Genomic DNA, 20,637 nt, shown 5'->3' with positions numbered 1-20,637 from the left:
TTATGAAAAAGATAGGGGTCTGGTGTGAGCATAGCTTTCAAATCTATTCTGCAATTCCAGTTATACAGAAGTATTTACAAAAAAGTGAGGTAATACTCTTCACAAAACAAGAAAATGTTGAAATTGCCAAAGGAATAATAAATGATGACAATTTTATCGTTGAAAGTTTGGATAATTATATTTATAAACCAGCTTCAATTTTTAAAGAAATTTTTGAAATATTATTTATTTCAGAGAATTTCTCTTTTGTATATAAAAATGAATTCGTACGAAAAGAATCGCTAAAAAAAAGGTTTTTGAGAAAGATTTTTTTTATTAAAATTCCAGCAAAAAGGATAAATTATATTTTTACAATACTCAATCAATTTTTTTTCAGGAAAAAATCCATAGATAATTATTTTAATCTTGATTTAATTATAACCTTTACAAAAGTATATTATGCTCACTTAATACCAAATAAAACTAGCTTGTCGCATATAAGTATCATGGAAAGTTGGGACCATCCAATGAAATTTCCATATTATATCTTTCCAGACTATTGTCTCACATGGAATAAAGATTTGGCGGAGGACACAAAGAGAATCCAGCATTTATCTAAAGTTGGTAAAATTAAGCCATTAAAGTTCAAGTATATTTATGATTATGAAAATCAGAATGATACCGATTTATTAAATAAAATAACTGGAACAGATTATTATAATGAATTAAGCACTTTAAAAGACAAAGAAATTATTTTGTATCCTACAACGACTTCATCTGCGGGAATTATGCATCAGGGTGAGATGCTATTAATTGATTTACTTTGTAAAGCCTTTAATGACAGTAATTATTATCTATATATTAAACCCAAACCGAATGCACCAAAAGGAGATTACGATGAATTTAAAAAGTATAAGAATGTTATAGTTGGTATTTATTCCAATAATAGTACAGGTAGCGATATGCTTGATGATAATTATCATATTTTTAGGTATCTTCTATTAAAAGAATCAAATCATGTAATTAATGCTGGAACCACATTTGCATTAGAAGCGGCTCTAATGGATAAGAATATTGTTCAATTAGATATGAAGATTGATGGTTTTTTAGGTTTTGATAAGTTTTGCAAAACTTATCACTTAAATAAATATATATTATCACTTCCAGGTGTTTTTAAAATAAACGAGAAAAATTATCTAAACCTTTTAGATGAAGTGAAGACTGATAATAATATTTTTTCTTCAAAATTAAAAAATTGGATAACCAATTGGTAATTATAAACGTTCAAATTAAATGAAAATATTATTACAAGGTTATATAGGGTATCAAAATTTTGGTGATGATTTGTTGTTTGAAATAGCAATTAATAAAATTAAGGATATTCCAAATATCTCAATTTCAGTATCTATTACAGATAATAGTATAGATCCAGATTATTTAAGAAAGTTCTATTCTAAACTGAAAATCATAAGGTTTGATGGAAAATTACCCCTTTTGTTTTTCAATCAGTTTGATAAGGTCTATTATATAGGAGGTGGAGTATTTTTTGATTATAAAACAAGTTTAAGCATACTATCATTCTTCAAAAATTATTCAAGCAATTTAATTCGATACAAAATTCCAAAATTATTGGGAACACAATTTGGTGGAATTGGCTTGGGTATTGGACCTTACAGTAACGATAAATTTTTCCAATTGCACAAGGTGATTATTTCGAGTTTTCAATTTTTAGGAGTAAGAGATAAAAAGTCTTTCGATATTGCCAAATCCATGGGGGTTCAAAATCTGTACTTATCAAATGATTTGAGCATTGGTTATGAAAAATTGCCAGGAAATGTAAAAATAGTTAATTCAAATGAAATTATTATTTGCCCAAGGTCTTATCATCATAAGCCGGAATTTGAAAATCATCTTTATGAATTAATAAAATTCGCTGAATACTTAGAAAATAATGACTTTAAAACACATTGGGTATTTTTGCAAAAGGATTCTGTCGAATTAATGGACAAATTAGAAGGGAAGTTTAAAATAACAGTTTGGAATCCTTTTAAAATGAGTATTATAAAGTTCATCGTATTATTTAAAGATGCTCAAGTTGTTTTTTCAAGTAGAATGCACAGTTTATTTATTGCTGGTTTAGTTGACACACCATTCGTTGCTGTTAAATTACATCCAAAATTAAAATACGCAAGTGAATTGTTTTATGAGAATCCCGAGGTTATTGACCCAATGGGTGATTTGAATAAATATAAACTTGCTTTAGAAAAAATAAAAACCAAAAAATTTAAGATAGAAAAGCTAATAAGTGATAGAGAGGTTTTAGACCAATTAAATATTAAATTTTTGGAATGGTTAAGAGACTAAGAACTACAAATTAAATGAAAATTTTATTAAAACTTTTCTCATTAAAATTAGTATCATCACTATTAGGCTTGTTGTATTCAATTATACAAGTCCATTATTTCGGAGCTTCACGTACTATAGAAATTTATTTTGCGGCTCAAAGTTTAGTATATTTGGTAACCTCTTTAACCCAAAGCGGACAATTGGCCGAGGTTTTTTTACCTGAATATCATAAATTAAATACAATAAAAGCTGGTTTAGGCTATAAAGGGCTTAACGTAGTCATCAACAGGATGGTGCTTTTCGGTACCTTATTAATAGTCCTTATTTTTGCTTTTGCCCATTATGTTGTGGATTTGATGGTGCCAGGGTTTTCTCAGCAAGACAAAGACTTTGCAACTCTAATTTTTAGAATATTATTACCGGTTTTGTATTTAGCATTAATGAATTCATTTTATATAACGGTTTTAAATGCCGAAGAACGGTTTGGTAGGACAGAGTTGTTAGGTTTGACCAATACTATTGTTAACATTCTGGTGTTGGTGGTTTTATATCCATTTATCGAATTATGGGCATTGGTTATTTCTTTTATACTCGGTAAGATAATAGAGTTTATATTTTATGTGTGGCAATTGTACAAAAATGGTTATCGCTTTCAAAGGGTATTGTCAATTGAAGAGTTTGATCATATTTCTTTTTTTAAAACCATGCAAAGCACCTTTTTATACGTAGGTGCTACACAGATTTACAGCATAGTATTAACGGCAAGCATTTCTTTTTTACCAGAAGGAGTATATGCCATCTTTAAATATGTACAAAACCTAGCTAATAAAATAAAAGGGTTGTTTATTCAACCTTTTATGACCATTTTCTTTACCAAATATTCAATTTTGCTACAAAAAGCAAAATCAGTCTATAAGGAATTTAATAAGAATATAATTAGTATTATAAATGTGAATGCAATTGTAATCATAGGTACTATTTTATTAGGTGATTTTATCATTGACTTGATTTGGGGTGGTGAAAAATTTTCTATAGAAAACGTGCAACTGGCGTATGTTTTTTTATTGTTTAATGTTGTCGCAGTATTATTAAGTAGTTTAGGTATTATTTATCGTAAAATGGCTGTGGCCCATGGCAAGGCTAAAAAATTGTATTTATTTTGGGTAATCGCTCAATTATTGTCAGCGTTCTTTTCTTTTCTTTTGATAAAATATTTTGGAATACAGGGTTTGCTTTTTATAATCCCTCTCAATACGTTTTTAATGGGGTTGACCAGTTATTTAGTTTATAAATTAACAGATAACTCAATAGATTTTAAATTTTATTCAAGAAACAATGCAATTGCAATTGTATTGATCGGAGTGGCTATTTTTATCAAATATCTTTTTAAGGACACTATATTCTTGGAAAATAATATACTGTTAATATTATTCTTTTTGCTTTCAGTAATACTGTTATCTTTGTACCCTATTTTTAGTACTTATAAAGTATTGAAATAACTATCTATGAAAGAAAAAAAAACAATAATATTTCCACTAATGCGGGATTTTAAAACAATTCCTCCAACAATTGCAATAATAAATTATTTATCTGCACTCGGATATAATATCGAAATTTTCACTTATCATACTCAAGTTCTATTTAATACTCAAAACATAAAAATTAGAACCTGCAGTAAATCTTCCTATCCTGTAGGTTCAATTTTTAAAAGAACAATCGCTAAATCACTTTTCCATTTAAAATTTTATTCCTATTTTTTCAAAATTAAAGATAAAATTGATTTTATTTGGCTAGGTGCATGGGACGTGTGGGGATTAAATTTTTTTAAAGGGAATTCTAAAATTATTTATCACTATCATGAACTGGAAGTATCAAAATACAATGATTGTAGAAAAGCTGACTACTTAATTGTACCTGAAGAGAATCGAGGATGGATAACCTACTTTCAAGCTAAATTGAAAAGGTTGCCATATATTTTACCAAACATACCATATTATCCAAATACTTTAATTAATACGGATTCTGAAATTGAAGGTTTAAAGACTAAAAACAGAATAGTAATTATGTATTCGGGATTATTGGATAATAAGAAAAGAAATTTAAAGGAATTGGTCTCATCCTTAAGTTATTTACCTGACGAATATATTTTAGTTTTAATTCCCTCTTTTAATGTGAACCAAAAAGATAAAGACGATTTGAAGCATCATATTAGAAATCTTAATCTGAATGAAAGAGTTTTTTTTCTAAAATCTAGAGTACCACCTAAGCATCTTGATTCAATGTCAACTGCGGATATAGGTGTTGGCTTTTATAGTCCAACTTCATTAAACAATATTTATGCTGCACCAAATAGGTTATACGAATTTGTTAATAATAACACACCAGTTATTTTACCTAATTTTCCATCGTTTAAATCTCTTTCAAAAGAATATCCATTTGCAGTAAATGTTGCTGACCCTAATTCACCAAAGGATATAGCTGCGGTTATTATAGCAATAAATAAGAACAGTGAATCAAAGAAAAAATCAATTGTAAAATTTAAGGAAGAGCGAGGGAACTATGAAAATTTTGCTGGACAAATTATAGAAAAAGTAATTGAATTATGAAAAAAATACTTACCGTTTTCGGAACACGTCCAGAGGCCATAAAAATGGCGGTATTGGCCAAAGAATTAAACAGAACGTCCACCATTGACCATAAACTATGTGTTACAGGTCAACATAGAGAGATGTTGGATCAGGTGTTGGATTTGTTTGAGTTAATACCAGATTTTGATTTGAATATCATGCAACATGGTCAGGACTTGTCCGATGTAACAGCTAGAATTTTGTTGTGTATGCGTGATCTGTTTAAAAATGAATGGAAACCTGATTTGGTACTCGTTCACGGTGATACGTCTACATGTTTTACAACGGCGTTGGCAGCATTTTATGCAGGAATTAAAGTTGGTCATGTAGAAGCAGGCTTAAGAACTGGCAATATGCAATCACCTTTTCCCGAAGAAGCTAATAGAGTATTGGTTAGTAAAATAACTAATTTTCATTTTGCACCAACAGATACCAATGTTCAAAATTTATTGTGCGAAGGTGTAAGTAAAAACTCAATAATTAAAACTGGTAATACGGTTATAGATTCTTTATTGTATATATCTAATAAATTAACCAATTTTAGTAATAAACTCGATAGTACCATTCTACCAAAGTTAGTTGCAGAAAATAAAAAGTATGTTTTAATTACAGGGCATAGACGAGAAAATTTTGGAGGTGGATTTATTCAAATATGTGAAGCTATAAAAGAGTTAGCCATTAAAAATTCTGATTTTCACTTTGTGTATCCAGTTCACCTAAACCCAAATGTACAAGAACCTGTAAAGAGATTATTGATTGGCTTAAATAATGTACAACTTATAGACCCATTGGAATATCAAGATTTTGTATTTGCAATGAAGCATTGTTATTTAGTATTAACAGATTCAGGAGGTGTGCAAGAGGAAGCACCTAGTTTGGGTAAGCCTGTTTTAGTTATGCGAGATACCACGGAAAGACCTGAAGCAGTTGCTGCGGGGACGGTGCAATTGGTTGGAGCAAATAAAGAGAATATTATTAACGGTGTGCAATTGTTAATTGATGATAAATCATTATATTCTAAAATGACAAAATCTCACAATCCTTATGGAGATGGTTATGCAGTGAAAACAATCATTAAGTTTTTAAGCAAGTAAAATATGAGTAAATTAATTACATTACTAGTACCTGCCTATAACGAACAAGACGTTCTTGAGTTGTTTTATAGAGAAACCTGTATTGTTTTAAATAAGATAGATAGAATAAAGTATAATTTTGAATTTCTTTTTATAAATGATGGGAGTAATGATAATACTATAAATATTATAAAATCCCTGAGATTAGGTGATAGTAGAGTTTGCTATATTGACTTATCAAGAAATTTTGGCAAAGAAATAGCCTTAACTGCTGGATTTGATTTTATTAAGAAAGAATCAAGAGCAGTTATAATAATTGATGCTGACTTACAGCATCCGCCTAGATTAATTCCTGAGATGATTGAGTTGTGGGAAAAGGGTAATCAAGATGTGTATGCAAAGCGTTATGATAGGAATGATGAAAGTTTTTCAAAAAGGATCTTTTCAAAACTTTATTATCATATTTTAAATAAGTTATCTGAAGAAGAAATACAAACAAATATTGGTGATTTTAGATTGTTAGATAGAAAAATAATTAATGCTTTTTCTCAAATAAAAGAATCTCAACGTTATAATAAGGGACTATTTACTTGGGTAGGTTTCAAAAAAGCATATATTGAGTATGATATAGAAAAAAGAAAAGCGGGTACTACAAAATGGAGTTTTACTAAATTATTAAACTTAGCTATAGAAGGTATTACTTCTTCATCAATAAGACCGCTTAGATTAGCAAGTTTTACAGGGTTGATTGTTTCTGGTATTGCATTTATTTGGTTAATGAAAGTTTTAATAAAAACCTTGTTTTTTAATGAATCAGTACCAGGCTATCCTTCTTTAATAATTACGGTTTTGTTTTTGGGAGGCATTCAATTATTAAGTTTAGGCTTAATAGGAGAGTATTTAGGACGTGTATTTAAGGAAACAAAAAATAGACCTTTGTATTTTGTAAATGAAAAGGCAACTAATGAAAAATAGAAAGATATTCTTTCAGTTAATTTTAATAATAATTTCGCTGATAGTTTCATATTTTATTGTCCAAGATAAAAGAATGAGCGATAATTGGATGGGGCCTTATTTATCTGCTGCTCATAATTTGGAATGGTCGGGCGACTTTAAAATTAGTGTTAATGAAGTAAATTATTTTAAGGATTTGGATGTTGAAAGTCAAGATAGTTATAGGTTTAGTCAATCTACTGGACTTAGTCATTACAATCATAACCCCATTGGATATGCCTATTTGATTAGAGGAGCTACTTTTTTATTCCCTTTTGTTGGGCACCAAATGGCAATCATATTATTACAATGTTTTGTTTTTTTTTTAATTAACTTTCTTTTTCTAACATTAAACAGTTTTAATAATAAACAAAAATGGCTTTTTCTTATTTTATTCACTGTTAACCCTATTATATTAAGGTTTGTTACCTTTAATTTTTATTATTTCTGGCAAATTATACCTTCTGTTCTATTTGGGTATTTGATACTTTGTAAAAAACCTAATTCTGCTGTATTATCAATAATGATTTTATTATTGCCGTTTATAATCCTTACTCGACCAACTGTTGTTTTTGCACTATTAATTGCTTTATTTCTACTTTATAAAAGAACATCTTTATTGTTTTTGACATCTAGTACAATTTATATTGTTTTAATTTCTTTTTGGTTATTTCAGCCGATCAAAAAAAACATCTGGCATACAATTTATACAGGGCTAGGGGCTTATACCAATTCCTATAATATAAAGTTAAATGATAACACTACGTATAAGTTATATGAAAATAAAACTGGAAAAAAGTTAAACGCATCAATTGGGGGTAATTATTACAATAACGATATAATAAATGAGTATACTGAAATTACAAAATCTGAAACATTAAAGATATTTAACAAATCACCCATGCTATTTATAAAAAATGCTATTGTAAACACATTACAAGGTTTTTCAATTGGATATATAAATAAAGCTGGAGATAACATAAATTATATAATTTCCTTTACTGGTTTTTTACTAGCTTGTCTATTATTATATTTTAAAAAGTATCTATGGTTTTTAATGATAGGCTTATCAATTGGTAGTTTTACATTATATTATCCACCTATTCAAGCATATATGTATGGAGCGTATTTGTTGATGATTTTGTTTTTAATAACGCTTGATTTTGGTAATCTAAACCTCAAACGTAATTTAGCTAAATGAAAATTAACTATAAAATAAAACTTTTATTTAATGATTTAGTTTTTAGACTGTTAGTTCTCAATATGTTTTGGGTTATTTTAGGTTACGCTTTAGTTTCGAGCTTAGGTATTTTTATTTTGCCTTATGTACGTTCATTTAAACTAATATTTGTGATTAGTTCTTTGATTTTAGTACTTTATAGGAATGGTTTGAATGTGAATTTATTAATTAATAAATGGAGTATCTTTTTAGTCATTCTTGGTGTTTCTATATTAGCATTTTTTGCAGAAAATCCTTTTCCGGCATTGTATAAAAGTTTAACATTTGTTTATCCACTGCTATACATTATTTTTTCAATTAACTACTTATTGCGTTTTGGGGCCTTTAACTTATTAATAGCATTGTCTTTAGGGGTTTTAATTGTTTACGCTATGGTTCCTTTGACTTATTTCATATTTGGACAAGGGATAGGTGAAATCAATATATATGGTAGTCAAACAGGTGATTTTTTCTTTTCAAACCATTATGGTTGGGGTAGTTCCTTATTTATTTTAAGTGCATTAACTATTTTAAGGTATTATCCTCTAAAGTCCTATTTGAGGTTAACTCTGTATTTATATTTACCTTTTGTTTTTTACCTATTAATTATCAGTGGTAATCGTTCAGGATTATTATCCGTACTTATAGCATTGGTATTTCTTATATTTAAAGACAGTTTTATTAAATCAACATATAAAATTTATTTAATTTTTGGAACAATTGTTATTTATGGTTTTATAGCAATTCAAGATAACTCGATAGTTGAATTTTTACAAGAGAAGAACAAAACTCAGATAGAAACTGGACAGGAAGCTAGATTAATAGGAACAAACGCAATGTTAAGAAGTTTTGACCATAATCCCGTTCATTGGTTTACTGGAGTTGGAATGTTCGATTATACTGAATTACGAATGTATGGAGGTGTCTTAAGTTCTTATCATAATTCTTATTGGGAAATTCTTTTCGGTGCTGGTATTGCAGTGTTTTTACTATTTTTATATTTTATGATTATTCACCCTTTCCGTATCTTTTGGAAAGTCACATCAAATTATTCATTGCTTATTTTTCCTTTAATACTTATCCCTTTCTTTGAAAGTAATCTAACTGCAGGTCAATTTTTGTTTTTTCCGTGGTTCACTTATATGACACTAATGAATGCTAAAGAATTTAATTTCTATGTAAAATAAAAATAAAATGAACAAAGTTTTATTCTCCACAACTTCTTTTGACACTATTGATAATGGTCCAGCATTGTTTGCTAACTTATTGCATAATAAGTTAAATGAATCGACGGATTATGAATTGAAAATTTTATCAGAGGATTTAAAGGATAAAAGTAAAATTAGACCTAAACTTTATAAACTTAATTTAAAGCAAACCAAGTGGAATAGTTTTTTTTATCAGTTTATACGTATGTTTAAATACCATAAGTCAGCAGTTGCTATTAATAAGGAATTTAACTATGATGTATTGGTTTATAATAATGCTTTTACAGGCATTATAAGTACATTAAAAAGTAAGCAACCTGTTGTCGTCATGGTAAATGATGATAATAAGATTGCTTATGAAAATAAAAGTTTAAGTTTTGAAAAAACCTATTTTAAATACAAAACGCTTTATTATATTGAAAAAAGAGCCGCAAGAAATGCAAATACAGTTATAGTTAACTCAAAATATATGAAATCCTTATTAAATGAGGTATATGATGTTGAGGAAAACAAAATAAAAATTTTAATTAAAGGAATTGACTTAAAGAAATATCATTTTAAAATCAGAGAAAAATTAAATAATCCAGTTCATGTTTTGTTTGTTAAGGCAGACTATAATAGAGGAGGCTTATTTGATTTGATTGATGCTTTGAGTATTATTCAAGATTATAAAGTTAAACTATCTGTAATTGGCCCACCTTTGAATTCTATAAATTCAATTAAAGAGTATATAACCCAAAAAGGACTGAAAGATTATGACCTGAACGGTCCTCTTCACCCTGAAAAAGTTAAGAAGTACTTCGACAGTGCCGATATCTTCTGTGTACCATCACACAAAGAAGCTCTTGGTGTTGCCAATATGGAAGCCTTAGCCTCTGGCATACCTGTAATAAGTACTAATGTAGGCGGAATTCCAGAAGTGTTAGATTATGGGAAATGTGGTTGGCTAGTGAACGCAAATAGCCCTTTGGAATTGTCTGAAGCTATCAAAGAATGTATAAAAAATAGTACGTTGAGAATCAAAAAAAGTAAATTAGGCTATAAACATGTACAGCAATTTAATTCTGACAACTTGATAGATAATTTTTTGAATATTCTTAAAGAAGTTAAGTCTTAACCTATGAATAAGTTATTGTTTATATCCACCAATAATGGTTCTGACATGCGTATTAATAAGGAAATTAAAACCTTATCAAAGCATACGGATATTTACTTTTTAGGTGTGGGGAAATATGGAAACAGCAATTATGCAGAAAAAAACTGTAAAGAATTTATTTTAATTCAAGAAAAAAGAAATTCCATTAATGCCATATTAAAACAAATAAAAACCTTTTTAAAACTAAACAGAAAACACAAGTTTACCTCTATTCATATTATTAATGAACAATTGATGATATTTTTTTATCCGTGGTTGTTTCAACAATATGTAGTTCTTGACATTTTCGATTCTTTTTTTATGAAAAAGAACAAACCTAAAAACCAATGGAAATTAATTAAGAAAATGGTTTATGCTCCAATAAATTACATTTTTGTAACTGATAAAAACAGGGAATCTCTAATGCCTGATTTTGTGCAAAATAAATTAGGCATATTAGAAAATTATCCAAATCGTTATCATGGTGATGTGGTAAAAAAAGTAGATAAACTTACTATTTTTTATAATGGCTCAATGAATAACTCTAGGGGAACCATATTATTGCAAAATTTAACGGATAAATACAAAGATGTCAAAGTTATTATGGCAGGTTGGTTGTCTGATGAGAATACCAAAAATTTTGCTCAATCTAAATCGGTTGATTTTAAAGGAGTACTCACACAACTAGAAGCTTCAAAAATTGCCGCGAATCAAGCACACTATATAATGTGTTGTTATGAACCCTCAAATCAAAATAACATTAATGCCAGTCCAAATAAAATATACGATGCCATTCAAACACATACGCCTGTAATAATAAATAGTGAAGTAAAGGTTTCTAGTTTTGTAAAAGAAGAAAATCTAGGGGTTATTCTCTCATCCTTTTCTAATTATAATGTGGATGAAGTTTATCAGGAATTACTTTTTAAAAAGGACTCTTTTTCATTTAATAAAAAGAATGCTGAGAAATATTCGTGGGAAAGCATTGAAAATAAATTGTTAAAAGCACATAAGTTAATCCAATAACGTAGTAAATTATATGGGCATAAGAGATATTATTAATAGCAGAATTTCTTTCGTTTAATACCATAGTACTTCTAGAGTTTAAGCGTCGTTTATCAACTTCACAATTATCACGTTAAAAATCCACCATAACTTACTACCTTTGCAACTATCAAAAAAAGAGATTAAGAAATAAGAGGCGGTAGTATTAACAGATTGCTCCTGCCTTTGGATGACCACTAGCGAATGAAACAAATCATACAAGACCTTAAAAAAGGAGATACCCTATTAGAAGAAGTACCTGTACCGAGTGTAAAAGCAGGTGCAGTCTTAATAAAAACTACAAGAACGTTGGTGTCTTTAGGCACGGAAAGGATGCTGGTAGAATTCGGCAAAGCTAATATGCTACAAAAGGCCAAAAAACAGCCCGATAAGGTGAAAATGGTATTGGACAAAATAAAAACAGACGGTTTGAAACCTACTATAGACTCTGTTTTTAATAAACTAAACCAACCTTTACCGTTGGGGTATTGCAATGTGGGAGAAGTTGTTGCTGTAGGTAAGGGCGTAACCGAATTCGTAATTGGAGATAGAGTTGCCTCTAACGGTACCCACGCAGAATATGTATTGGTGCCAAAAAATTTAGTGGCCAAAATTCCAGATAATGTTACCGATGAAGCAGCAGCATTTACCGTTATTGGCTCCATAGGTTTACAAGGGATTAGACTGTTAAACCCCACTTTTGGAGAAACCATTGTGGTGGTTGGATTGGGATTAATTGGTTTGGTTACTGCGGAGTTATTAAAAGCCAATGGTTGTAAAGTCATTGGGTTTGATTTTGATGCTGAAAAAGTGGCGATTGCCAACCAAAAAGGTATTATAGCAATTAATCCAGCAGAAGGCACAGATCAAGTAAAATTTATGGAATCGTTTACTAATGGAATTGGAGCTGACGGTGTAATAATAACTGCATCTAACAAAAGCAATGAAATCATTTCTCAATCTGCCAAAATGTGTAGAAAGAGAGGTAGGGTAGTACTTGTAGGCGTAATTGGATTAGATATAAGTAGAGCTGATTTTTATGTTAAAGAAATATCTTTTCAAGTATCTTGTTCTTATGGTCCAGGTAGGTACGATGATGAGTACGAACAAAAAGGAAATGATTATCCGATCGGTTTTGTTCGCTGGACAGAAAAACGAAATTTTGAAGCCATTCTAAATGCATTGTCCAATGGAAGTTTAGATGTTAACCCATTGATTACGGAACGTGTTTCATTAAAGGATTATGATACCATTTATGGGGATATGGGAAATTCTAAGTCCATTGCTTCTATTTTAGTATATGACAGTACAGAAAGTCCTGTAAAGACCGTAAATGTGACTAATAAATCTTTTAAAGGTCAAAAGGGAGTAATTGGCATTATTGGAGCCGGTAATTTTACAAGTGCTACCTTAATGCCACAATTAAAGAAACTAAATGCAGATGTAAAGTATATTGCCAGTTCTGGAGGATTGTCTTCTACAACGCTGGCAAAAAGATATAACGTAGCCAATTCAACTTCTGATTATCAAGAGATATTAAAAGATGAAGAAACCGATTTGGTAATCATAACTACAAAACATAATTCACACGCTAAATTTGTTATCGAGACTTTAAAGGCAGGGAAAAGTGTTTTTGTTGAAAAACCATTGGCTTTAAATGAAACGGAATTAGCTGAAATAATTGAAGCGTATAACAAAAGTAATGGCACACTTTCCGTAGGATTTAACCGACGTTTTGCCCCTTTAGCAAAAAACATGAAAAAATTATTGGGCAATGATAATACACCAAAAAATATCATTGCAACCATGAATGCAGGATTTATTCCCAAAGAAGTCTGGGTACATGATATGGAAGTTGGAGGTGGTCGTATCATTGGTGAAGCGTGTCACTATATAGATTTATGTACATATTTTGCAGGTAGTAAAGTTATCGCGGTCTGCATGAACGCTATGGGAACTAACCCTGATGAAAGCACAGACAACGCCTCTATTTTATTGAAATATGAAAATGGAACAAATGCTGTGGTCAATTATTTTGCAAATGGCAGTAAAAGCTATGTTAAAGAACGTTTGGAAGTCTATTCACAAGAACGCACAATGATTATGGACAATTGGCGTAAGCTAAAAACCTATGGTTTTAAGGGAGGTAATAGCAAGTCAAAACAAGATAAAGGACATTTTAATCAATTTGAAGCATTAATCAATCAACAAAAATCGGGAAGCGACCCAATTATTCCTTTTGATATCATTATAAATACCACCAAAGCTTCTTTTGCCGCAATTGAAAGTTTAAAGCAAGGAAAGTGGATTCAGATTTAGAGGTAAGATAATGTTTATAGCTAAAAAAGCTTAACCACGGAGAGTACAAAGCGAAGGCACATAATAATTATAATTTCATCAATCAATAATGAAACTAACTTTATACCTAGACTTATTTAGAAATATGGGACTGCGGTATGTAGTTTTTCGAGTACTTCATGTAGTTAAAACTCGCTTGGGTATTTATAAGAAAAAGTTCCCTGTTAATCCGAACTTCAAAGAATTTATTGAGTTAAATGCTTGGAGAAACAATGCACCTCCGTTTTTCTTTAAAAATAAAGCAGCGTTACAATTGCTTCCATGCAATATTGAGAAATTAGAGAAGACTGTAAATAATATTAAAAAAGGGAAGTATATTTTTTTTTCGAAAAAAGTTTTTGATTTAGGTGTTGATTACGACTGGATGACAAATCCGGATTCAGGTTATAAATATGACCCCCAATTACATTTTACAAGCATTAAAGATTTTACGAAAGATTCTGGAGATATAAAATATGTCTGGGAAAAAGCCAGATTCTCTTTTTTGTACGATCTTATTCGATACGATTATCATTCTAATAAAGACCAATCAAAATTTGTATTCGATCAAATTATCGATTTTATTGATAAAAACCCTATAAATCAAGGTCCAAATTACAAATGCAGTCAAGAAACGAGTTTACGTATCTTAAATTGGACTTTCGCCTTGTATTATTACAGAGATGCCGAGACCTTAACCGATGCTATTTTTAAAAAAATAATGAATGCTATTTACTGGCAAATTCAACATGTGTACCATAATATTTATTTTTCCAGAATAGCGGTTAGAAATAATCATGCAATCACTGAAACATTGATGTTATATCTATCGAACTTATTATTTTCCTTTATCCCTGAAACTAAAGCATGGAGTAAAAAAGGCAAAAGGTGGTTTGAGGAGGAAATAGCCTATCAAATTTATGAGGATGGAACCTATTTGCAACACTCCATGAATTATCATAGAATTGTAATCCAATTATTGACCTGGGCAATAAGATTGGCCGAATTGAATAAAGATCAATTTCAAGAAGTTGTTTATGAAAAAGCAAAGAAATCACTTTATTTTTTAGATACGTGTTTAAATAGAACGGATGGAACGCTACCTAATTACGGACACAACGATGGGGCTTTATTTTTTAAACTTACAGATAATGATTATAGAGATTACAGGTCCCAACTAGATGATTTAAGAGCGGTACTTGAAAATAAAATAGCCTATAATACCGATAGTTATAATTGGTACGGTATTAGAAATCCTGATAAAATAGATAGTTTATTATTAGGAACTTATACTTTCGATAACGGTGGATATTACATTATAAATCAAGAACATAACAAGACCTTTATAAGGTGTACAAGTTATAAGGATAGACCAGCACAATCAGATAATTTACACTTAGATCTCTGGGCGGATGGAATTAATATTCTGAGGGATTCGGGTACATATAAATATAATACCACTAAAGAATATAGTAGTTATTTCAACGGAACTGGAGGACACAATACAGTAAGTCTTGACGGTACAGATCAAATGTTAAAAGGTGGTAGATTTATCTGGTTTTATTGGATTAAAAACGCAAAAGCCAAGTTGACTAAAAGCAAAGAGGAATTTGTTTTTCAAGGGCAAATAAATGCGTTTAAGTACATTGGAAAAAACATTGTCCATAAAAGAGAAGTTGTCAAACTGGAAAAATCCTGTGCCTGGGAAATATTTGATACCTTTGAGAATGTTTTAAATAAAGAGATTATACAATATTGGCATATAAATCCAGAAGTAAAAGAAAAGCTAATTATAAAATCTTACGACGCTAATGGAATAGAATTGAATCCAATTATTGAGAAAAAATGGTATTCGAGTTATTATGGAATAAAAGAACCCTCTATTCGAATAAGTTTTAAAACAAAATTTGGATATTTGCACACCAGAATTGAATATCTAAAAACACCTAACCATTAATTGCTATGAATATTTTATTGATTCACCAATACTTTTTAGAAAAAAATGATGGAGGTGGATCTAGATTTAATGAAATGACGCAGGTTTGGTCTGAAATGGGGCATAAAATAACCGTAATTTCGGGAATGGTGCATTACAATTCTGGAAAAAAATATGAGCACTGTAAAGGCAGGTTTATTCATAAACAAAACGATTTTTATCCAAATGTAGATGTTGTAAGAAGCCATGTTTCAGAGTCATATAATGTAAATTTCCTGGGGAGGCTTTGGGGATATTTTTCTTTTGTTTTTTCGAGTATGTATGCTGGAATTTTTAAGGCAAAAGGGAAGTACGATGTTGTAATTGTTACTTCACCGCCATTGTTTATTGGTATTACAGGTTATATTTTATCCAGGCTTAAAAGATTGCCATTGGTTTTTGAAGTTAGAGATCTTTGGCCAGAATCAGCTATTGATACTGGTGTTATAAGCAATAAATACATAATTAAATTTGCCTATTGGTTTGAAAAATTTATTTATAAAAAATCTAAAGTTATTAATGTATTAACACCGGCTTTTAAGCAAAAATTAATTGAGAGCAAAGGTATTCCCGCCAATAAAATTATTTTTATTCCCAATGCCGCAGATTTTTCGCTCGCAGAAGCTATTTCCAAAGATTTTAATGCTGAAAGGTTCAGAAAAAAATTGAACCTTAATGATAAATTTATAATTACTTACGTAGGGGCTCATGGTGTTGCCAATCATTTAATTCAGTTGATTGATGTTGCCGAAGAACTACAAGGCACAGAAATTGTTTTTCAACTCATAGGCTCTGGAATGCAAAAACCAATGCTAATTAATGAAGTAGCTAAAAGAAATTTAGATAATGTTATTTTCGTTGACCCAGTACCAAAAAAAGAGGTGTTTAAATACATATTGGCTTCTGATATGGGAGCCTCGGTATTAAAAAAAGTAGATACTTTTAAGACTATATATTCAAATAAAACGTTTGACTATATGTCTTGTAAAAAGCCAATATTGTTGGCAATTGATGGTGTATCAAGAGCATTGGTAAAAGAAGCTGACTGTGGATTCTATGTTGAGCCAGAGAACACCAAGGCGATAGTTGAAGGTGTATTGATGGCGATAGAGCATAAAGATAGGCTGAACGATTTGGGCCAAAATGGATACGAATTTGCAAAAAGACACTTTGATAGGAATAAATTGGCATCGGATTACCTTAACCAAATTAATGAAAAGTTGGCAAAATGATGTATGTTAGAATTGTAAAACCAATTTTAGATTTTATTTTGGCATTTATTGGCTTGGTCTTGCTAAGCCCAATTTTTATTATATTGGTGATTTTATTAAGTTTTTCCAATAATGGCACACCTTTTTTCTTTCAGAATAGACCAGGGAAGAACGAAAAAGTTTTTAAATTGATAAAATTTAAAACAATGACTGATCGTAGGGATGGTCAAGGTAATCTATTACCAGATAAAGATAGGTTAACTCCCATTGGAAAATTTGTCAGAAAAACATCGTTGGATGAATTGCCCCAATTGATTAATGTCCTAAAAGGAGAAATGAGTTTAATAGGACCAAGACCACTTTTAATAGCATATTTAAATTTATATACAGAAGAGCAAAAAAAAAGACACAATATTAAACCAGGAATTACAGGTTGGGCACAAATCAACGGACGCAATGCCATTAGCTGGACACAAAAACTGAAATATGATGTTTGGTATGTCAAAAATCTCTCGTTTGTACTTGATTTAAAAATACTCTTGAAAACAATTGTAAAAGTGATTCGGTCGGAAGATATTAACACTAAAGGCGTAGCAACTACCGAGCCTTTCAATGGAAAAAATTAATTGATTTTATATGATTTTATATGGAGCAAGTGGACATGCAAAAGTAGTTATTGATATTTGTCAAAAGCTAAATATTAACATATCTGCAATATGGGATGATAACGAAGCTATAACCTCAATTTTAAACTATTCAGTTTGTAAGTTTGATAAAAACGATGCAATCCGTGATAAAGTGATTATAGCTATCGGTAATAATATAGTTCGTAAACGAATAGCTGAAAATTTCCAATTCAGATTTGGTATAATTGTACATCCCGAAGCTGTTATTGATGAGACTTCTAAAATAAATGAAGGTACCGTTATTATGGCGGGAAGTATAATAAATTCATCTACCATTATCGGAAAACATTGTATTGTCAACACTTCATCTTCGATTGATCATGAATGTATTTTGGAGGATTATGTTCATATTTCACCCAATGCAACTTTATGTGGTGGTGTCAACGTAGGTGAAGGTACACATATTGGTGCAGGAGCGGTTATAATACCAAATATAAGCATAGGCAAGTGGTGTACCATCGGTGCAGGATCAGTTGTTTTAAAGGATGTTTTAGACGGTCAAAAAGTGGTGGGAAATCCTGCTAGAGAAATTTAATAAATTTAAAAAGAAATGAAATTAGACATTATAGCCGGAGCAAGGCCCAACTTTATGAAAATTGCCCCGATTATTGAAGAATTGGAAAAGGTAAAAGACAAAATACAATATAGATTGATCCATACGGGTCAACATTACGATAAAAAAATGTCGGGTAGTTTTTTTGAAGAGCTTGGTATTCCCGACCCAGATGTTAATTTGGAAGTAGGTTCAGGTACACAAGCAGAACAAACGGCTAGAATTATGGAACGTTATGAGGCCTTATTGTTAAAAGATGTGGCTGATTATTGTCTGGTGGTGGGTGATGTAACCTCTACCATGGCCTGTTCTATTGCTGCTAAGAAACTAGGGGTAAAAGTAATTCATGTAGAGGGCGGTATTCGATCAAACGATATTACAATGCCCGAAGAAATCAATAGAATGGTAACAGATGCAATTACCGATATATTTTACACTACATCAGAGGTGGCCAATGAAAATCTACGTCATTTAGGACATGACGAAAGCAAAATTCGATATGTAGGCAACACTATGATAGATACTTTACTCGACAATATGCCTCGTTTTAAGCAACCAGATGTTTTTAAGGAACTGAATTTAAAAGAAAAAGGGTATTTTGTAATGACGTTGCATCGTCCCGCCAATGTGGATCAAGAACAAAAATTAAAATCTTTGATTGATGAGATTGTAAAAGGGGCTAAAGGAATGCCATTGGTTTTCCCAGTGCATCCAAGAACAGCCAAAATATTACAACAAATTGGTATTGAAGCCGATAATTTACATATGATTGAACCTTTAGGATATTTAGAATTTAACTATTTGGTAAAACATGCTTTTGCTGTAGTTACGGACTCTGGTGGTATAACTGAGGAAACCACTGTAATGAAAGTGCCCTGTATGACCTTACGTGACAATACCGAACGTCCAGAGACCATTACTATTGGCACTAATGAATTGGTAGGAACGGATCCTAAAAATGTTGCTCCTTATATGAAAAAATTGCATGATGGTGAATGGAAGTCTGGTGAAATCCCACATTTATGGGATGGTAAAACTGCAAAACGTATTGTTGAAGATTTATTACAATTAGTATAAAATGAAAGAAAAAATATGGCTTTCTTCGCCACATTTAACTGGTGAAGAAAAAAAATACGTCAAGCAAGCATTTGATGACAATTGGGTCGCACCATTGGGTCCTAATGTAAATGGTCTTGAACAAGACATTTGTAATTATACAGGTACAGCATCATGTGCCGCCTTGAGTTCAGGTACAGCAGCAATTCACTTGGCATTAATACTTTTAGGAATTGAGGAAAATGACGAGGTTATTTGTTCAACATTTACATTTTCTGCTTCCGCCAACCCGATAAGATACCAAAAAGCAATACCTATTTTTGTAGATTCAGAAAAAGAGACTTGGAATATGTGTCCCTTGCTTTTAGAAGATACCATCAAAGATAGGATTGGTAAAGGAAAAAAGCCAAAGGCTATTATTTTGGTTCATTTATACGGTATGCCTGCAAAAATGGATGAGATTTTGAAAGTAGCTTCAAAGTACGAAATACCTATTATAGAAGACGCAGCGGAAGCTTTGGGGGCTTTTTATAAAAATAAAGCTATGGGAACTTTTGGTGAACTAGGCATCTTTTCATTTAATGGTAATAAAATTATTACTACTTCAGGAGGAGGTGCATTGGTATCCGACAACCCTGAATATTGTAAAAAAGCTACTTTCTTGGCCACTCAAGCTCGTGACGATGCTCCACATTACGAACATTCTCATATTGGATATAACTACAGAATGTCTAATATTCTTGCGGGTATTGGTAGAGGGCAATTAGAAGTATTGGACGATAGGGTAAGTGCTAGGCGTAAAGTCTTTGATAATTATGTCAAAAGCTTAAAAGATATTAAAGAAATTAGGTTTTTGGAGGAACCTAAAGATACTTATGCCAATAGATGGCTAACCACTATTTTTTTAGATAATTATGAACAGCGAGAGAAAATCAGATTAGCATTGGAAGCTGAAAATATCGAATCACGACCATTATGGAAACCAATGCATTTACAACCTATATTTAAAGACTATCCAAAATATGTCAATGGCGTTTCTGAAGGTCTATTTATCAAAGGATTATGTTTACCTAGTGGTTCTAATTTATCCAATCAGCAACAACAAAGGGTTATAGATTCAATTAGAAAATTGTTTTAATAGTTTATACCATGTATAGATTATTAATAATTATTTGCGTACTTTGTAACTAAAATC

The 20,637-nt window shown here is 30.7% G+C and carries 17 protein-coding genes; all 17 read left to right on the top strand.

The annotated features are described in order from the left end of the window. The first annotated feature begins 2 nt into the window (after positions 1 to 2). The 17 genes from UMM65_RS03050 (at position 3) to UMM65_RS02970 (ending at position 20,580) form a co-directional block, all read left to right on the top strand. Positions 3 to 1,253: a hypothetical protein gene (locus tag UMM65_RS03050; RefSeq protein WP_321974998.1), complete on the top strand. Its 1,251-nt coding sequence runs from the start codon at positions 3 to 5 to the stop codon at positions 1,251 to 1,253. Between the two features lie 19 nt (positions 1,254 to 1,272). Further along, complete coding sequence (locus UMM65_RS03045; protein ID WP_321974997.1) at positions 1,273 to 2,343, top strand: polysaccharide pyruvyl transferase family protein; 1,071 nt, start codon at positions 1,273 to 1,275, stop codon at positions 2,341 to 2,343. Between the two features lie 14 nt (positions 2,344 to 2,357). Beyond that, the gene (locus tag UMM65_RS03040; protein ID WP_321974996.1) at positions 2,358 to 3,824 is read left to right on the top strand and encodes a lipid II flippase MurJ; all 1,467 of its coding nucleotides are present in this window, start codon (positions 2,358 to 2,360) and stop codon (positions 3,822 to 3,824) included. Between the two features lie 6 nt (positions 3,825 to 3,830). Further along, on the top strand, positions 3,831 to 4,931 hold the full coding sequence (locus UMM65_RS03035) for a glycosyltransferase (RefSeq protein ID WP_321974995.1): 1,101 nt from the start codon (positions 3,831 to 3,833) through the stop codon (positions 4,929 to 4,931). After that, on the top strand, positions 4,928 to 6,046 hold the full coding sequence (gene wecB / locus UMM65_RS03030; RefSeq protein ID WP_321974994.1) for a non-hydrolyzing UDP-N-acetylglucosamine 2-epimerase: 1,119 nt from the start codon (positions 4,928 to 4,930) through the stop codon (positions 6,044 to 6,046). Before UMM65_RS03035 ends, wecB (UMM65_RS03030) begins: the two co-directional genes overlap by 4 nt. Positions 6,047 to 6,049: 3 nt before the next feature. Then, entirely contained in the window at positions 6,050 to 7,000 is a 951-nt protein-coding gene (locus tag UMM65_RS03025; RefSeq protein WP_321974993.1) for a glycosyltransferase family 2 protein, read from the top strand. Beyond that, positions 6,990 to 8,219: a hypothetical protein gene (locus UMM65_RS03020; protein WP_321974992.1), complete on the top strand. Its 1,230-nt coding sequence runs from the start codon at positions 6,990 to 6,992 to the stop codon at positions 8,217 to 8,219. The genes UMM65_RS03025 and UMM65_RS03020 overlap by 11 nt, the downstream gene beginning before the upstream one ends. Beyond that, positions 8,216 to 9,424, top strand: a complete 1,209-nt coding sequence (locus tag UMM65_RS03015) for an O-antigen ligase family protein (RefSeq protein ID WP_321974991.1) — start codon at positions 8,216 to 8,218, stop codon at positions 9,422 to 9,424. The genes UMM65_RS03020 and UMM65_RS03015 overlap by 4 nt, the downstream gene beginning before the upstream one ends. Before the next feature lie 7 nt (positions 9,425 to 9,431). Beyond that, a complete protein-coding gene (locus UMM65_RS03010) occupies positions 9,432 to 10,562 on the top strand; it encodes a glycosyltransferase family 4 protein (RefSeq protein ID WP_321974990.1) in 1,131 nt (376 codons plus the stop codon). Positions 10,563 to 10,565: 3 nt separating this feature from the next. After that, positions 10,566 to 11,606, top strand: coding sequence for a glycosyltransferase family protein (locus UMM65_RS03005; protein ID WP_321974989.1), 1,041 nt, complete (start codon positions 10,566 to 10,568; stop codon positions 11,604 to 11,606). Between the two features lie 222 nt (positions 11,607 to 11,828). Beyond that, positions 11,829 to 13,943, top strand: a complete 2,115-nt coding sequence (locus tag UMM65_RS03000) for a bi-domain-containing oxidoreductase (protein WP_321974988.1) — start codon at positions 11,829 to 11,831, stop codon at positions 13,941 to 13,943. Positions 13,944 to 14,031: 88 nt separating this feature from the next. Then, a complete protein-coding gene (locus UMM65_RS02995) occupies positions 14,032 to 15,918 on the top strand; it encodes an alginate lyase family protein (protein ID WP_321974987.1) in 1,887 nt (628 codons plus the stop codon). 5 nt (positions 15,919 to 15,923) lie between these two features. Then, complete coding sequence (locus UMM65_RS02990) at positions 15,924 to 17,168, top strand: glycosyltransferase family 4 protein (protein WP_321974986.1); 1,245 nt, start codon at positions 15,924 to 15,926, stop codon at positions 17,166 to 17,168. After that, on the top strand, positions 17,168 to 17,773 hold the full coding sequence (locus UMM65_RS02985; protein WP_321975135.1) for a sugar transferase: 606 nt from the start codon (positions 17,168 to 17,170) through the stop codon (positions 17,771 to 17,773). Before UMM65_RS02990 ends, UMM65_RS02985 begins: the two co-directional genes overlap by 1 nt. Before the next feature lie 10 nt (positions 17,774 to 17,783). Beyond that, a complete protein-coding gene (locus tag UMM65_RS02980) occupies positions 17,784 to 18,368 on the top strand; it encodes an acetyltransferase (protein ID WP_321974985.1) in 585 nt (194 codons plus the stop codon). 15 nt (positions 18,369 to 18,383) lie between these two features. Continuing rightward, positions 18,384 to 19,463 (top strand): non-hydrolyzing UDP-N-acetylglucosamine 2-epimerase, encoded by a 1,080-nt coding sequence (wecB, locus tag UMM65_RS02975; RefSeq protein WP_321974984.1) that lies wholly within the window; start codon positions 18,384 to 18,386, stop codon positions 19,461 to 19,463. A gap of 1 nt (position 19,464) precedes the next feature. Beyond that, a complete protein-coding gene (locus UMM65_RS02970) occupies positions 19,465 to 20,580 on the top strand; it encodes a DegT/DnrJ/EryC1/StrS family aminotransferase (protein ID WP_321974983.1) in 1,116 nt (371 codons plus the stop codon). Positions 20,581 to 20,637: the final 57 nt, after the last annotated feature.

This window comes from Aureibaculum koreense (genome assembly GCF_034296135.1).
Taxonomy (GTDB): domain Bacteria; phylum Bacteroidota; class Bacteroidia; order Flavobacteriales; family Flavobacteriaceae; genus Aureibaculum.
Note: the sequence above shows the minus strand (reverse complement) of the source record. Positions and strands in the feature narration are given on the sequence as shown.

Bases quoted from the DNA above. Each gene is read 5' to 3' on its own strand.
- UMM65_RS03050 (WP_321974998.1), top strand. From the start codon at position 3: ATGAAAAAGATAGGGGTCTGGTGTGAGCATAGCTTTCAAATCTATTCT.
- UMM65_RS03045 (WP_321974997.1), top strand. From the start codon at position 1,273: ATGAAAATATTATTACAAGGTTATATAGGGTATCAAAATTTTGGTGAT.
- UMM65_RS03040 (WP_321974996.1), top strand. From the start codon at position 2,358: ATGAAAATTTTATTAAAACTTTTCTCATTAAAATTAGTATCATCACTA.
- UMM65_RS03035 (WP_321974995.1), top strand. From the start codon at position 3,831: ATGAAAGAAAAAAAAACAATAATATTTCCACTAATGCGGGATTTTAAA.
- wecB (WP_321974994.1), top strand. From the start codon at position 4,928: ATGAAAAAAATACTTACCGTTTTCGGAACACGTCCAGAGGCCATAAAA.
- UMM65_RS03025 (WP_321974993.1), top strand. From the start codon at position 6,050: ATGAGTAAATTAATTACATTACTAGTACCTGCCTATAACGAACAAGAC.
- UMM65_RS03020 (WP_321974992.1), top strand. From the start codon at position 6,990: ATGAAAAATAGAAAGATATTCTTTCAGTTAATTTTAATAATAATTTCG.
- UMM65_RS03015 (WP_321974991.1), top strand. From the start codon at position 8,216: ATGAAAATTAACTATAAAATAAAACTTTTATTTAATGATTTAGTTTTT.
- UMM65_RS03010 (WP_321974990.1), top strand. From the start codon at position 9,432: ATGAACAAAGTTTTATTCTCCACAACTTCTTTTGACACTATTGATAAT.
- UMM65_RS03005 (WP_321974989.1), top strand. From the start codon at position 10,566: ATGAATAAGTTATTGTTTATATCCACCAATAATGGTTCTGACATGCGT.
- UMM65_RS03000 (WP_321974988.1), top strand. From the start codon at position 11,829: ATGAAACAAATCATACAAGACCTTAAAAAAGGAGATACCCTATTAGAA.
- UMM65_RS02995 (WP_321974987.1), top strand. From the start codon at position 14,032: ATGAAACTAACTTTATACCTAGACTTATTTAGAAATATGGGACTGCGG.
- UMM65_RS02990 (WP_321974986.1), top strand. From the start codon at position 15,924: ATGAATATTTTATTGATTCACCAATACTTTTTAGAAAAAAATGATGGA.
- UMM65_RS02985 (WP_321975135.1), top strand. From the start codon at position 17,168: ATGTATGTTAGAATTGTAAAACCAATTTTAGATTTTATTTTGGCATTT.
- UMM65_RS02980 (WP_321974985.1), top strand. From the start codon at position 17,784: ATGATTTTATATGGAGCAAGTGGACATGCAAAAGTAGTTATTGATATT.
- wecB (WP_321974984.1), top strand. From the start codon at position 18,384: ATGAAATTAGACATTATAGCCGGAGCAAGGCCCAACTTTATGAAAATT.
- UMM65_RS02970 (WP_321974983.1), top strand. From the start codon at position 19,465: ATGAAAGAAAAAATATGGCTTTCTTCGCCACATTTAACTGGTGAAGAA.